14 protein-coding genes are annotated in these 12,400 nt (G+C 66.4%); 8 read left to right on the top strand and 6 right to left on the bottom strand.

The genetic code is table 11. The features are described from left to right. The first annotated feature begins 107 nt into the window (after positions 1 to 107). The 3 genes from NKH51_RS15315 (at position 108) to NKH51_RS15305 (ending at position 3,023) form a co-directional block, all read left to right on the top strand. On the top strand, positions 108 to 2,447 hold the full coding sequence (locus NKH51_RS15315) for a twin-arginine translocase subunit TatC (protein WP_254762542.1): 2,340 nt from the start codon (positions 108 to 110) through the stop codon (positions 2,445 to 2,447). 49 nt (positions 2,448 to 2,496) lie between these two features. After that, the gene (locus NKH51_RS15310) at positions 2,497 to 2,718 is read left to right on the top strand and encodes a hypothetical protein (RefSeq protein ID WP_254762541.1); all 222 of its coding nucleotides are present in this window, start codon (positions 2,497 to 2,499) and stop codon (positions 2,716 to 2,718) included. 128 nt (positions 2,719 to 2,846) lie between these two features. Continuing rightward, complete coding sequence (locus NKH51_RS15305; protein WP_254762540.1) at positions 2,847 to 3,023, top strand: ribbon-helix-helix domain-containing protein; 177 nt, start codon at positions 2,847 to 2,849, stop codon at positions 3,021 to 3,023. Positions 3,024 to 3,032: 9 nt separating this feature from the next. Here the strand turns inward: NKH51_RS15305 and NKH51_RS15300 are convergent, their stop codons facing one another. Then, on the bottom strand, positions 3,033 to 3,809 hold the full coding sequence (locus NKH51_RS15300) for an RlmE family RNA methyltransferase (RefSeq protein WP_254762539.1): 777 nt from the start codon (positions 3,807 to 3,809) through the stop codon (positions 3,033 to 3,035). 154 nt (positions 3,810 to 3,963) lie between these two features. Between NKH51_RS15300 and NKH51_RS15295 the strand changes: the two genes are divergently transcribed. Next, positions 3,964 to 4,707 (top strand): DNA polymerase sliding clamp, encoded by a 744-nt coding sequence (locus NKH51_RS15295; RefSeq protein WP_254765165.1) that lies wholly within the window; start codon positions 3,964 to 3,966, stop codon positions 4,705 to 4,707. A 107-nt stretch (positions 4,708 to 4,814) separates the two neighbouring features. Continuing rightward, positions 4,815 to 5,129 (top strand): HalOD1 output domain-containing protein, encoded by a 315-nt coding sequence (locus NKH51_RS15290; RefSeq protein WP_254762538.1) that lies wholly within the window; start codon positions 4,815 to 4,817, stop codon positions 5,127 to 5,129. A 44-nt stretch (positions 5,130 to 5,173) separates the two neighbouring features. On the opposite strand, the gene NKH51_RS15285 is transcribed toward NKH51_RS15290, so the two are convergent. Further along, positions 5,174 to 6,043, bottom strand: a complete 870-nt coding sequence (locus tag NKH51_RS15285) for an alpha/beta fold hydrolase (RefSeq protein ID WP_254762537.1) — start codon at positions 6,041 to 6,043, stop codon at positions 5,174 to 5,176. A 254-nt stretch (positions 6,044 to 6,297) separates the two neighbouring features. Here NKH51_RS15285 and priL point away from each other — a divergent pair, with 254 nt between their 5' ends. Then, positions 6,298 to 7,383, top strand: coding sequence for a DNA primase regulatory subunit PriL (priL, locus tag NKH51_RS15280; protein WP_254762536.1), 1,086 nt, complete (start codon positions 6,298 to 6,300; stop codon positions 7,381 to 7,383). A 5-nt stretch (positions 7,384 to 7,388) separates the two neighbouring features. Here the strand turns inward: priL and NKH51_RS15275 are convergent, their stop codons facing one another. Both NKH51_RS15275 and NKH51_RS15270 read right to left on the bottom strand, forming a co-directional pair. Further along, positions 7,389 to 7,778 (bottom strand): hypothetical protein, encoded by a 390-nt coding sequence (locus NKH51_RS15275; RefSeq protein WP_254762535.1) that lies wholly within the window; start codon positions 7,776 to 7,778, stop codon positions 7,389 to 7,391. Between the two features lie 42 nt (positions 7,779 to 7,820). After that, positions 7,821 to 8,087, bottom strand: coding sequence for a DUF7472 family protein (locus NKH51_RS15270; protein WP_254762534.1), 267 nt, complete (start codon positions 8,085 to 8,087; stop codon positions 7,821 to 7,823). Between the two features lie 197 nt (positions 8,088 to 8,284). Between NKH51_RS15270 and NKH51_RS15265 the strand changes: the two genes are divergently transcribed. Then, entirely contained in the window at positions 8,285 to 8,914 is a 630-nt protein-coding gene (locus NKH51_RS15265) for an SWIM zinc finger family protein (RefSeq protein ID WP_254762533.1), read from the top strand. 177 nt (positions 8,915 to 9,091) lie between these two features. After that, positions 9,092 to 10,930 (top strand): acyl-CoA dehydrogenase family protein, encoded by a 1,839-nt coding sequence (locus NKH51_RS15260; protein ID WP_254762532.1) that lies wholly within the window; start codon positions 9,092 to 9,094, stop codon positions 10,928 to 10,930. Positions 10,931 to 10,967: 37 nt separating this feature from the next. Here the strand turns inward: NKH51_RS15260 and hjc are convergent, their stop codons facing one another. Together hjc and NKH51_RS15250 are read right to left on the bottom strand one after the other, a co-directional pair. Next, entirely contained in the window at positions 10,968 to 11,492 is a 525-nt protein-coding gene (gene hjc, locus NKH51_RS15255) for a Holliday junction resolvase Hjc (RefSeq protein ID WP_254762531.1), read from the bottom strand. A 94-nt stretch (positions 11,493 to 11,586) separates the two neighbouring features. Beyond that, positions 11,587 to 12,396: a CPBP family intramembrane glutamic endopeptidase gene (locus NKH51_RS15250; RefSeq protein ID WP_254762530.1), complete on the bottom strand. Its 810-nt coding sequence runs from the start codon at positions 12,394 to 12,396 to the stop codon at positions 11,587 to 11,589. Positions 12,397 to 12,400 lie beyond the last annotated feature (4 nt).

Below are 12,400 nucleotides of genomic sequence, written 5' to 3'. Positions count from 1 at the left end.
CCTTTTTCTTACGACCCCCCGCGGAGAGTGAGAAGCCCGTTCGATCGACCCTCACCCCCCGTATCCACTCGAAAGGTTGATAACTGGATGTCAGTTACCCCAACCCAATGAGTTCTGCCCTCGACGAGGACACCGCCCGCGCCCTAAACACCGGCCGGGAAACGATCGGCACGCTCCTCTCGGGTGCCCAGCAGCACCTCCAGAAGGTGTTCATCGTCTTCCTCATCGGGTTCGTCGGCTCCTTTTACGCGCTTCGCGTCGTCATCTGGGACTTCCTCGAGGCGACCGCGACGTCGCAGATGAGCGACAACGTCGTCGCCTCGACCGACGTCATCACCCGGACGCCGTTCGAAGTGATCCTCCTGCAGGCGAAGATCGGGATCATCACCGGTATCATCGTCGCGATTCCCGCACTTCTCTTTTTCACCCGCAAGGCGATCCGTCGACGCGGCTACGACAGCGTCGTTCCGATCTCGAAGGGGTACATCGCCGGCTTCGTGACGATGTCGCTGGTGTTGTTCGCGCTCGGCGTCTTCTACGCCTACAGCGTCTTCTTCCCCTTCGCGTTCGCGTTCCTCGCGGGCAACGCCGTCAGCGCCGGTATCAAGCCCAGCTTCGGTATCACCGAGTTCACCGAGTTCATGGCGCTGCTGACGCTGTCGTTCGGGCTCGCCGCCCAACTGCCGCTGATCATGGGCGTCCTCTCCTACACCGAGATCATCCCCTACGAGACGTTCCGCGACAAGTGGCGACACGCCGTCGTCGCGATCGTGATCTTCGGCGCCGTCTTCTCGCCGCCGGACCCGTTCACGCAGGTCATGTGGGCAACGCCGATGGTCGTCCTCTACGTGTTCAGTCTCGGACTGGCCAAAGTCGTCTCCAACGCCCGGCGGCGCGGGGCCGCGAAATCCGGCGGGTCGGGGACTGGACACGTCAAATGGCGACTGCTCCAGTTCGGCGCCATCTTAGCGGTCGTCGCGGCCGCGGCCACCGTCGCCGTCGAGCAGGGGGCCTTCGACTACCTCCACCAGACGGTCTTCCCCGCGTTCCCCGACCTGATCCGTCCCACGGAACCGCTCGGCCTCGAGACGACGGCGGACACCCACGGCCTCGCCGGCGCGGTCGCGGTCGGGACCATCGTCAGTCTCGTCGCCGGCTTCGTCGTCCTGCTCGGCTATACGATCCGCGTCCTGCAGGGGCCGGTCTATCCGCGCGAGGACGACATCCGGCGCGCCGACACCCACGAGGACATCGACTGGGAGACGCTCGAGGCCGAGGACATCTCCGATATCTCGACGCAGGTCTTCCTGAGCATGAGCGAAGACCAGGCCCTCGAGTACTCCCGACAGGCGATGTACGACGACGATCGGGACAAGGCCCAGGCCATCCTCGACCGGTTCGACTCCCTCGAGGCGGCAGCCGAGAGCGATGGCTCGGCCGCGGGCGGAGCGGCAACCGCCGCGGCGAGCGGTGGTGGGGGCGGCGGTGGCGGGGACGAGAGCCTCTTTGCCAACACCGCCGCAGGGATGCTCGACCCCTTCACCGAGGACGAGACGACCGAGGACGACATCGGCGGCTACGCCTACGACATCGCCTTTATCTTCAACAGCCTCACCTCGAAGGTGTTCCGCATCGTCGGGCTGTTTATGCTCGTCATGGGCGGTTCCTTCTTCTGGCTCTACTCGGGCGGGATCAGGAGGATCCTCGAGCTCTTCCTCAGCCGAGTGCCTCGAGACGTGCTCGTCGAGGTCGTCGGTGACGGCGTCGATCTGTCCGAACTGAGTTCCGCCGAGGGCCTCGACGTGCTCATCAACGAACTGGACATCGTCGTCGCACTGCACCCCGTCGAGGTGCTCATCTTCGAGGCGAAAGTGAGCGCGCTCGCCGGTCTCGTGGCGACCCTTCCACTGGTACTGTACTACGCCTGGCCGGCCGCCAAAGAGCGCGGTCTGGTCTACGGCGACCGGCGAACGTTCATCTTCTGGGGCGGCGGCCTGCTGGCCGGCTTCGCCGTCGGGACCTACCTCGGGTTCTTCTGGGTCGCGCCGTCGATCATCTCGTATCTGATCTCGGACGCGCTCGCCAACGGGATGGAGATCTCCTACCGGATCAAGAGCTTCTTCTGGCTCGTCATCTTCACGACCGTCGGCATCGGCTTCCTGTTCAACATCATCGTCACGATGGCGCTGTTCCACGTCGGTGGCATCATCAGCTACCGCATGATGCTCGAGCGCTGGCGGCCGGTCGTCGTCGCGATCTTCGCCCTCGCGGCCTTCTTCAGCCCCGAGGGCATCCTCATGATGTTGCTCTTTGCCATCCCGATCTCGGTTACCTACCTGATCGGGCTGGCCGTGCTCTACGTCCTCACCGCCGGCGGACGGCTGTTCGACGGCGGCGGCGGTGGAACGACCGCGCAACCGGACGCCGAAGACGCCGCGGCGAAGTGACGACGGCACGCCGGGAAACGCTTTCGTCGGCCCCACTCCTAGCACGGGTATGTCGACCACCATCGAGACGCCCGACGCGGACGAGACCTGTGCGTACTGTGGCTCGCGGATCTTCGATCACGACCCGATCTGCGTCCGCGACTGCACCGACGACTGTGGATCGCCCGCGTACTTCTGTAACTACGCGTGTCTCTCTGCGTACGTAGACGAGAACGACCTGACGACGGGCGATGCATGCGAGTGGTCGCCCGACGACGGCGGGTGCTGTTGACCACGGCAGCCCGTCCCGCGACGGGACTGCCCGACGCGCTGGTGAGCGTATCGGCTCGAGTCCGCGGCGACGGAGCCCCGTCCACCAACTACCCTTAAGTCAGGGACGTGCGAACGGCTACCTAACTGATGCCCAAGATCAGCGTCGAAATCCCGCAGGAACTCCTCGAGGACCTCGATGACCACGTCGGCGACGACGGCAAGTTCGTCAACCGCAGCGACGCGATCCGTGCCTCGATCCGCAAGACCCTGGATATTCTAGACGAGATCGACGAGCGCCACGACCGCCTCGAGAGCGACGAGTAACGGCGCGGCTTACTCGCCGTCGAGACGCTGTGCGAACCCGAAGTTCGGCTTCACGTCCTCGACGCGGACCGTTACGGTCTCGCCGACCTCGGTATCGGGCACGAACAGCCGGTAGCCCTCAACCGAGGCGATGCCGTCGCCCTCGCCGCCCACGTCTTCGATCTCCACCTCGAGTTCGTCGCCCGGTCGGACAGACGCAGTCAGTCGCCCCTTCCCAATGAAATAGACCTCGGAGGACTCGTCGCGGCTTGCCTTCGGCGAGGTCGCGCGGACGTACTGGAACTCCGCCTCGACGTCGGCCCGGAAGTCGTCGACGTCCGGCCCCTCGAAGACCTTCACGACGAAGTCGCCGCCGCTGTCGAGCAACTCGAGGGCGGTCTCGAATGCCTGTCGCGCCAGATGGAGCGAGCGGGCCTGATCGAGCGAGTACTCGCCGGACATGTTGGGTGCCATGTCCGAGAGTACGGCGTCGACCGAGCCGCCGGCGGCGTCGATGACCCGGTCGCGAGTCTTCTCCTCGATCATGTCGCCACGGAGCGTCTCGACGTTGTCGTGGTCGTCGAAGTCCTTGATCCGCTGGAAGTCGACCCCGATCACGTTCCCCTGCGGGCCGACGGCCTCGGCGGCGACCTCGAGCCAGCCGCCCGGCGCGGCCCCGAGGTCGACGACCGTGTCGCCCCGATCGAGGACGTTCTCCAAGTCGTCGAGCTGTTTGAGCTTGTAGGCCGCTCGAGAGCGATAGCCCTCCTGCTTGGCCTTGTTGTAGTAGTGGTCCTTGCGACTCATTTGGGCCAGATAGCGGTTCGAGGGGGATACGCGTGTCGTTCACCGGTGACCGCGGCGAAACGGCGTGGGCAGGCAGTTCGAGCGGCGGCGCGACCCGGGCCCGCCCGCGCGTAAAGGGTGGCTTTTTATGGCAACCGTCCGTACGGCGACCTATATGTTCAAGGCCATCGTGAGCGCCGAAACGCTCACCAGCGCGCTCGACTCGGTGAGCGTGCTGGTCGACGAGTGCAAGATCCACCTCGAGGAGGACGGCCTCGAAATCCGGGCCGTCGACCCCGCGAACGTCGGGATGGTCGACCTCTCGCTCGATGCGGCTGCGTTCGAATCCTACGAGGCGGACGGCGGGCTGATCGGCGTCGACCTCTCGCGACTCGAAGACATCGCCGGCATGGCCGACTCCGGCCAGCTTATCCAGCTCGAACTCGACGAGGAGACCCGCAAGCTCCACATCCAGATCGACGGCCTCGAGTACACGCTCGCGCTCATCGACCCCGACTCGATCCGCCAGGAACCCGACATCCCGGACCTCGATCTGCCCGCGGAGGTCGTCCTCGAGGGCAAAGACGTCAACCGCTCGGTGACGGCCGCCGACATGGTCTCGGACCACATCGCGCTGGGCGTCGACGAGGCCGACGAGTACTTTTACGTCGACGCGGAGGGCGACACCGACGACGTCCACCTCGAGCTCACCCAAGAGGACCTGATCGACCTGCAGGTCGGTCCCGCTCACTCGCTGTTCTCGCTGGACTATCTCAAGGACATGAACAAGGCGATCCCCAAGGACACCGAGGTCACGCTCGATCTCGGCGAGGAGTTCCCCGTCAAGATCTACTTCGGCTTCGCGGAGGGACAGGGACAGGTCACCTATATGCTCGCGCCGCGCATCCAGAGCGACTGACCGGCTGGCCGTCGCCAGGAGACTCGTTTCGCCAACTCGTTTTCGTCGTTTAAAAGAAGAACATAGGCAGGGCAGCGGCTACCGGGCGGGCGGCCCTGTGGTAGCGCATGCCCTCCACGAGCGATTCGCCGGACGAGCCCGAGTCACGCGACCAACGGTACGTCACGACGTTCGACCCCGCGGACGAGCGGCCGAGCGAAGCCGTCGTCACCGCCGTCGCAGCGGTTCTCGAGGCCGAGCCGGAGACGCTGTCGCCGCTGTACGACATCGTCGATCCGGACGCGCTCAATTCGCTGGTCGACCACGCCCAACGGGCCGGGACGAACGGAACGCATCTGATCTGGTTCACCTACGAGGGACTCGACGTTGGCGTCCGAAGCGACGGCCAGATCCGGATTCGAGACGCCACCGCGGCCAGCTAACGACGCCGTCTCAGTCGGCATCGACGCGACCGCAGCGTCGTCTCTCAGTCCTGCTCTTCGAGGAACGCGAGCAGTTGCTCGTTCACGGCGTCGTCATCCTCGATGAAAAAGAGATGGGAGCCGCCATCGACGAGTTCGAGGCGGCTGTCGGCGATCTTCTCCTCGAGCAGCCGCGCGTTCGTCACGGGAACGACCCGATCGTTCGTCCCGTGGAGGATCAGCGTCGGCACGCGGAGGCCGTCGAGGCGGTCGCTCACGTCGAAGTTCTGGACGGCGGTCGCCTGTGCTTCGCGGGCGGGATCGCCCGCGTCCTGCTCGAGTCGCCACTCGAGGATCTGATCCATCAGATGGGGGTTCCGATTGGTGAACCGGTCGTTGAACGCGGGCCGCATGCGATGGCGGAGCGTCTCCCGCTCGCTCGCGCCGTCGGGAGTATCGAACATGTGCTCCTGCGTCTCGTCGGGGACCGGCGCCGCGTCGGGGCCGCCGTGGCTCGTACAGAGCAGCGTCAGCGACTTCGTCCGGTTGTACTCGAGTGCGTAGCGCTGGGCGATCATCCCGCCCATGCTCGCGCCGACGATGTGAGCGTCGTAGATCCCCGCGTCGTCGAGGACGGCCTCGAGGTCGGCTGCCAGCCCGCCGATCGAGTAGCCGGCCAGTTTGAGGATGACGAGCGCACGGAGTGTGCCCGGTAGCCGCGGGACCAGCGGGGGAAGACCGACGTCCGAGCGGCCGGTCCCCCTGTTGTCGGGGGCCACGACCTCGTACTCGGGAGCGACGGCCTCGCGCTGCCATCGCCACATCCACCGCCCGAAGCCCAACCCTTGGACGAAGACGACCGGCGCGGTCCGGTCGCCGGCTCCCTCCTCGCGCTCGTAGTAGATCGACACGCCGTCTCTCGTCGCCTGTGGCATATCCGAGGTGACGTGTCGAACGCCCTTGAAATCGATCCTCGCGGCGGACGCGACCGGCGGCGTCGAGCGACAGCGGTCGCCGCCCGCCCGCCGGCCGCCGGTAACAGCGTCTTACCGCCGCCGCGAGCCTCGAGTCGGCGCAGTGGCACCGGCAATAAATCGTCGGGAAATACCCGCCGAAACGGACGGTTCCTGATAAAAGATGATTGGAGGAACCAGCGCGTTTATCCCGCCGGAGTAAAATCGTTTTACCGATGCAGCGACGCCACGCCCGGTACCCGTTTCTCGAGGCCGCGCGCGAGTCCGTCGCGACGGAAGCGGTCGATCTCGCGACCGTCGTCGAGCAGGACCGGGCGGTCGTCGACCGCGCGCGCCAACGCGTGATCGCCGCGCTCGAGGCGGGCGAGACCGGCGAGCCACACCGCGAGGCCAGAGTCGAACTCCTCTCCTATCCCGTCGCGCGCGTTCTCGTCTCGCTGGTCGAAGAACAGGTGCTCGTCCGCAAGTACGCTCGTGCCGAGTCCGAGACGGCCTACGACCGGTTTACCGCCGACATGGCGGACACGACCGAACTCAAGAGCGTGGAGTCGACGGGGCTGGCACTCGCGGACCTGCTCGCCGAGTTCGACCTGCAAGGAGCGGTCCGCGAGGACGGCGACGGCTACCGGCTCGACGTCGGTACGTACCTGCCATTGGCCGAGGATCTGTGGGACGACACGTGGCGACTCGTCAACCGCCCGCTCTCGGCCGGCGAGGTGCCCGTCGACGAGGACGAACTGCTCGCGCTCGTCCGGGAGGCGATCCGGAGCCGCATCGAGGACGGCCTCCCCTTCGAGGTCCCCGACGCCATCACGACCGCGCTCGAGGACGACGCCGCCGAGATCCGCGAAGTGCTCGCCGACCTCGACCTCACTCGCGAGATCGACACCGTCGTCCCGGACCTGTTCCCGCCGTGTATGAAGGCACTGCTCGACCAGATTCAGAAGGGCGAACACCTGCCACATCACTCCCGCTTTGCGATCACCGCCTTCCTCGCGAGCATCGGGATGACGACCGACGAGATCGTCGACCTCTATCGGGTGAACTCCTCGTTCGGCGAGGAGATGACCCGCTACCAGACCGACCACATCCGCGGCGAGACCTCGCCGACGGAGTACTCGCCGCCGTCCTGTGCGACGATGCAGTCCTACGGCGACTGCGTCAACAAAGACGACCTCTGCGAGCGCATTCCCCACCCGATGGCCTACTACGAGGAGCGGATCGACGACGCCGACGACGACGACCTCGAGGACTGGCGGGAGCGAACCGACGGCGAAAACGAAGCCGCACGCGGCGACTGACCGCGTTACTGTCGTCGCGGCTCCTCGGTCAGTTCATCGGCCCGTTGGTGTATTTCCCGTACCGCCTGTTCCTGTTCGCCGCGAGTCATCCCGCCGGCTTCGACGTGTCGACCGTCGTACTGCCAGGTCGGAATCGCGTTCCAGACGCTCGAGGCATCGTCCTCGCGCGTGCGCTCGCTCGGTCCGTCGTCCGGCGGCGATCGGGGCGACGGGACGGCCCAGCGCCAGCGACGGAAGAGCGCGAATCCGACGAGAACGGCGACGGCACCGACGGCAACGACCGGATCGAGGACGGTCGTCGCGAGACCGAGTACCGATGCGCTGAGCAGGACAAGCGTGAGGAGGGCGGCGATCCGACTGCTCGTCGATCGATCGGCGCTATCGTCGGGGCGCATACCGGATGTCAGCCGGACAAGATGAAAAGCGTGTCGACGCGTCTAGATTCCTCGAGCGTCCGTCTCGTCGTCGTCGTTCGTCTCGAGGTCGTCCTCGGGATCGTTCAGCAGGAAGGCCAGCCCGATCCCGACCGCGGTGAGTACGACGATGAAGCCGACGATGACCCAGACGAGCATCCAGCCACCTTCGGTCGAGAGGGTACCGTTGCCGTTGCCGTAGGTGGAGGCGACGCCGAGCATCCCCGCCAGCATCAGAACGACGGCAGCGATGGAGACGCCGATTTCGATGACCTGTTCGCGGTCGAGCATTGTCGGATCGGTTTCGTCGGCCGGGTGAAAAGCGCTTCGAAGGGGGCGTCGGACGGCGAGTCCCCGTGGCGGCCGCGAGCGCGCGAATTCAGCGTATAAATCGCGGCCCTGAGGGTGCAAGCGAGCCCGTTATTTCGCTCGAGCCCCTATTTGTTTCGAATAGCCAGCCGACCAGCGAGTCCACCTTCGACGCACCTATGAAAACAACAGCGTCACCGAAAGCACCGCTTCCAGTACCGTCTTCCGACCACCTCGCGGAGCGATCGCGGCGCGCCCGCACCGAGCCGATGTCGGTGTTGCCGCTGGGCGACGGCCTCTACGAGATCGAGTCTGCGAGCGACCACACCTACCTCGTCGATCTCGAGGGCGGTCGGTGTACCTGTCCGGATCACGTCTTCCGCGAGGCCCGCTGCAAGCACATCCGCCGCGTCGCGATCGAGATCACGGAGGGCCGAACCCCGCCGCCGGGCGAGGTCGCCGTCGACTGCCACGACTGCGGCGAGACGATCTTCGTCGACGAGGACGAGTCCGCACCGTTCTACTGCGAGACCCACGCGATCTATCCGGGCGACGCCGTCGTCGACCGCGAGACCGGCGATCGGCTCACCGTCGTCGACGTCTCCGAACTGCGGGCCGACGCCGTCGAGATCGGTGCGGTCGACACGACCGTCGCCGAGTACGAGACCAACGAGGGGTACGCCGGCGACGTGCCCGTCGTCGGCGCGGTCTATCCCCACGCCAGGGTCGCCCGCAACGGCGTCGTTCCCTCGTCGCTGCGAGTGTACGTCTTCCCGCGGACGCGCCTCGAGCGCGCGGCGCGAAGTTGATCTGAGCGCAGTGGCGTAACGAGCGGTGAGGAACGAACCGCAAGCGCGAGGCGCGAGCCTGACGCGAACGCGGCGCGAACAGTGCGAGACCGGCGTCTCGAAGGACGACAACGGTTTGCAACGCACATCGCATTGCCATCGCCCGTTTTCTTGTGCCCTGACAGCGACTAGCGAGCCATGGGCGCGGGCATCGAGTACGGCGCGTTCGAGGCGGGACGGCACGTGAACTACTGGGAGCTCGACCGCACGCTCCAGCGTGAACTGCGTCGGGTGTACGACGCCGACGAGTTCGAGTGGGCCGAGCCTCGGCTCGCCGACTTCGGCGAGGTGATCGGCCACACCGTCGCCGACAACGCCGATTACGTCGACGACCACGGGCCGGAGCTCGAGACGTACGACAGGTACGGCGACGTGCAAAATTTCGTCCGGTACCCGGCCGAACAGCTCGCAAACGACGAACTGGCCTACGAAGCGGGCATCGTGGCCGACGCGTTCGAGGCCCCGCCCGGCCGCGAGGAACCGATGCCGATCAGTCACTCCCTCGCGATGTTACAGCTGTTGTCGTACGCCGACGCCGGCTTCGGCTGTCCCGTCGCGATGACCGCCGGCTCGGCGCTGGTCCTCGAACGGTTCGACGACGGGAATCTCGAGCCCTACTATCGGGGCCTAGTCAGCCGCGACTACGACGACCTGATCGAGGGCGCGATGTTCCTCACGGAGGAACAGGGCGGCAGCGACGTGGGGGCCAACGAGACGACGGCGCGGTACGACGAGGACGCCGGCTGCTGGCGGCTCACCGGCGAGAAGTGGTTCTGTTCCAACATCGACGCTGAAGGGACGCTCGCGCTCGCCCGGACCGAGGACGCGCCGGCGGGAACCGGCGGGCTCTCGATGTTCCTCGTCCCCCACGGCGATCCCGACGAGGGGGTACTGACCAAGGGTGATCGCCGGGACTTCGAGGGGGCGCCGCCCGGCGAGGCGCTCAACGACCAACTGTACCGCCGGCTGAAGGACAAGCTCGGCACGATCGCCGTCCCGACCGGTGAAGTCGAGTTCGAGGAGACGAAAGCATACCTCGTCGGTGAGCAGGAAGCCGGTTTCAAACAGATGACCGAGATGCTCAACCTAGAGCGGCTCGCCAACGCCGCCGCCTCCTGCGGGGTCATGGGCCGGGCGCTGCTCGAGAGCAAGGTTCAGGCCGCCACGCGCGAAGCGTTCGGCAAGACGATCGACGAGTTTCCGCTGATGCGGGAGGACTTAGTCGACATGACCGTCGACTACGAGGCCGCGACGGCGTACGTCCACGAGGTCGGCCGGCTGTTCTCCGAGCGCGAGCGGGCGCGGCGCAACGGGGACTCGAGCGACGACGTCGACGACGAGTACCGGCTGCTTCGGCTGTTGATCCCGATCGCCAAGCTCCGCACGGGACGGATGGCCGTCGACACCGCGTCGTATGCGATGGAGATCCAGGGCGGAAACGGCTACGTCGACGACTTCGTCACCAATCGCTTACTGCGGGACGCGCAGGTGCTGCCGATCTGGGAGGGGACCGAGAACGTCCTCTCGCTGGACGTGGTCCGCGCCCTAGAGCGCGAGGACGCTTTCGAGCCGTTCGCGGCGGCGGTCGAGGCGCGACTCGAGGCCGTCACCCACCCCGCGCTCGCGGACGCGGCCGAAACCGTCGCCGCGGAGTACGAGGAGCTGACCGAGGCGCTGGTCGCGCTGGCCGGCGAAGACTCGGAGTACGCCCAGCTCTCGGCCAAGCGGCTCGCTCACTACGTCTTCGAGGTGTTCACCGCCGCGCTGTTGCTCGCGGAAGCCCAAGCCGACCTCGAGGACGGCGACGGCCGGACGGCGTTGGTCGCGCGGCGGTTCGTCGCGACAGCACTCGAAACCCGTGAGGCACGGGGGATTACCGGCGGCGACCGGTCCGTCCTCGAGGCGTTCGAGCCGATCGTCCACCACGCGCCGGTCGATCCCGAGACGCTCTCCGAAGCGGCGCCGGCCGACGACTGAACGCCGGTCGGCCGACCGGTGTGGGAGACCTGCTCGGCTACTCGAGCAACTCCGCGGCCTCCTCGACATCCATCACGCCCTGTGCGACGGCGTCGAGCACGCGGAGGGTGTCTTCGTCGGGGCCGTCGTCGCCGCCGGCCGCCGCGGCCTCCTCGAGAGTGACCTTCTCGGAGCGGCCGGTGAACTCGGCGAAGTCGGTGCCGTCGGCGAGGGCAGTTTCCTTCTTGACGCGGTAGTTCCCGCCGTCGGTGACGTGGAGGTCGCCGGGGTGGAAGAAGTACCAGTCCTCGCGGTCGAAGCGGACGCCGATGCGGGGCTTCGCACCGAAGTTCTGCGCGAAGTAGATGAGCGCCTCGACTTCCTCGCCGGTGAGATAGATCGGGTCGCCGGCGCTCGATTTCGCCTCGATCGCGTAGAAGCGCTCGCCGTCGCCGGCCAATACGTCGGGGAGTTCGCGTTCGGTCGCGGAGCCGCTGGCGGGCGCCCGCATCACCGCGAAGCCGGCCTCGTCGAGCGCGTTGACGAGTTCGCGTTCGCGGCGGTCGCCCTTCGCCTGAGACATACCCCTTCCTCGCCCGCCGGTGCTAATAAAAGAACGGACGACGCGGCGACCGCGACCGATCGGCGCGGCTCCGGCACGGCGGTCGCCGACGCGGCTACAGCGGGACGGCCGCCGCGAGGTCGACCAGCAGCGCCGCGGACGAGTCGGCGGCCTCGAGGTCGTACTCGAGGGCGATGTAGATCAGGCCGAACTGGAGGGCGTTGAACGAGGCGTGAGCGGCGATCGGCACGAAGAGGTTGTCCGTCTTCGCGTAGAGCAGGCCGAAGATGAGCGAACCGCCAAAGACGACCACGACCGGGACGACGGTCGCGAGCAGCGATTCGGAGACCGCATACGAGACGACGTGAATCAGCGCGAAGATGGCGCTGGCGATGACGACCGCTTGCACGCGGGAGAACGCATCGTAGAGCCGCTTCTGGACGATATTTCGGAAGAGGAACTCCTCGGCCGGCGCGTTGAAGAAGAAGACGATCGCGATCATGACGAGGACCATCGTCTGATCGTCACCGATGTAGGTCATCACCGAGTTTCCCGCGGACGGCAGGGAGAGCAACTGAACGATCACGCTGACGAGGACGTAGAAGACGATGCTGCCGAGAACGCCCGCGAGTATGTACAGCCAGCCCTGTTTCGTCGGGGGACGGAGATCGACGTACGACCAGCCGCGATCGGTCGCGGCGAGATAGATCGCGCCGGCGAGCACGAAGCCGACGAAATTCAGGGTCAGCAACAGCGTTCGGCTCGCGATCGATGCATCGAGCGGTGAGGTGATCACTGCCGGATCGAGCAGCAGGGCAGGGAGAACGGTAAACTGACTGGCGAGAATGCCAAACGCCGCCAGCCCGACCGCGACCATCGTCGATCGAATCGGGCCGTCCTCTCGTTGCTGCGAGGTCGTCGCCATGCAC

This window comes from Natrinema marinum, from assembly GCF_024296685.1.
Classification (GTDB): Archaea; Halobacteriota; Halobacteria; order Halobacteriales; family Natrialbaceae; genus Natrinema; species Natrinema marinum.
This window is presented reverse-complemented; position numbering and strand designations above follow the sequence as displayed.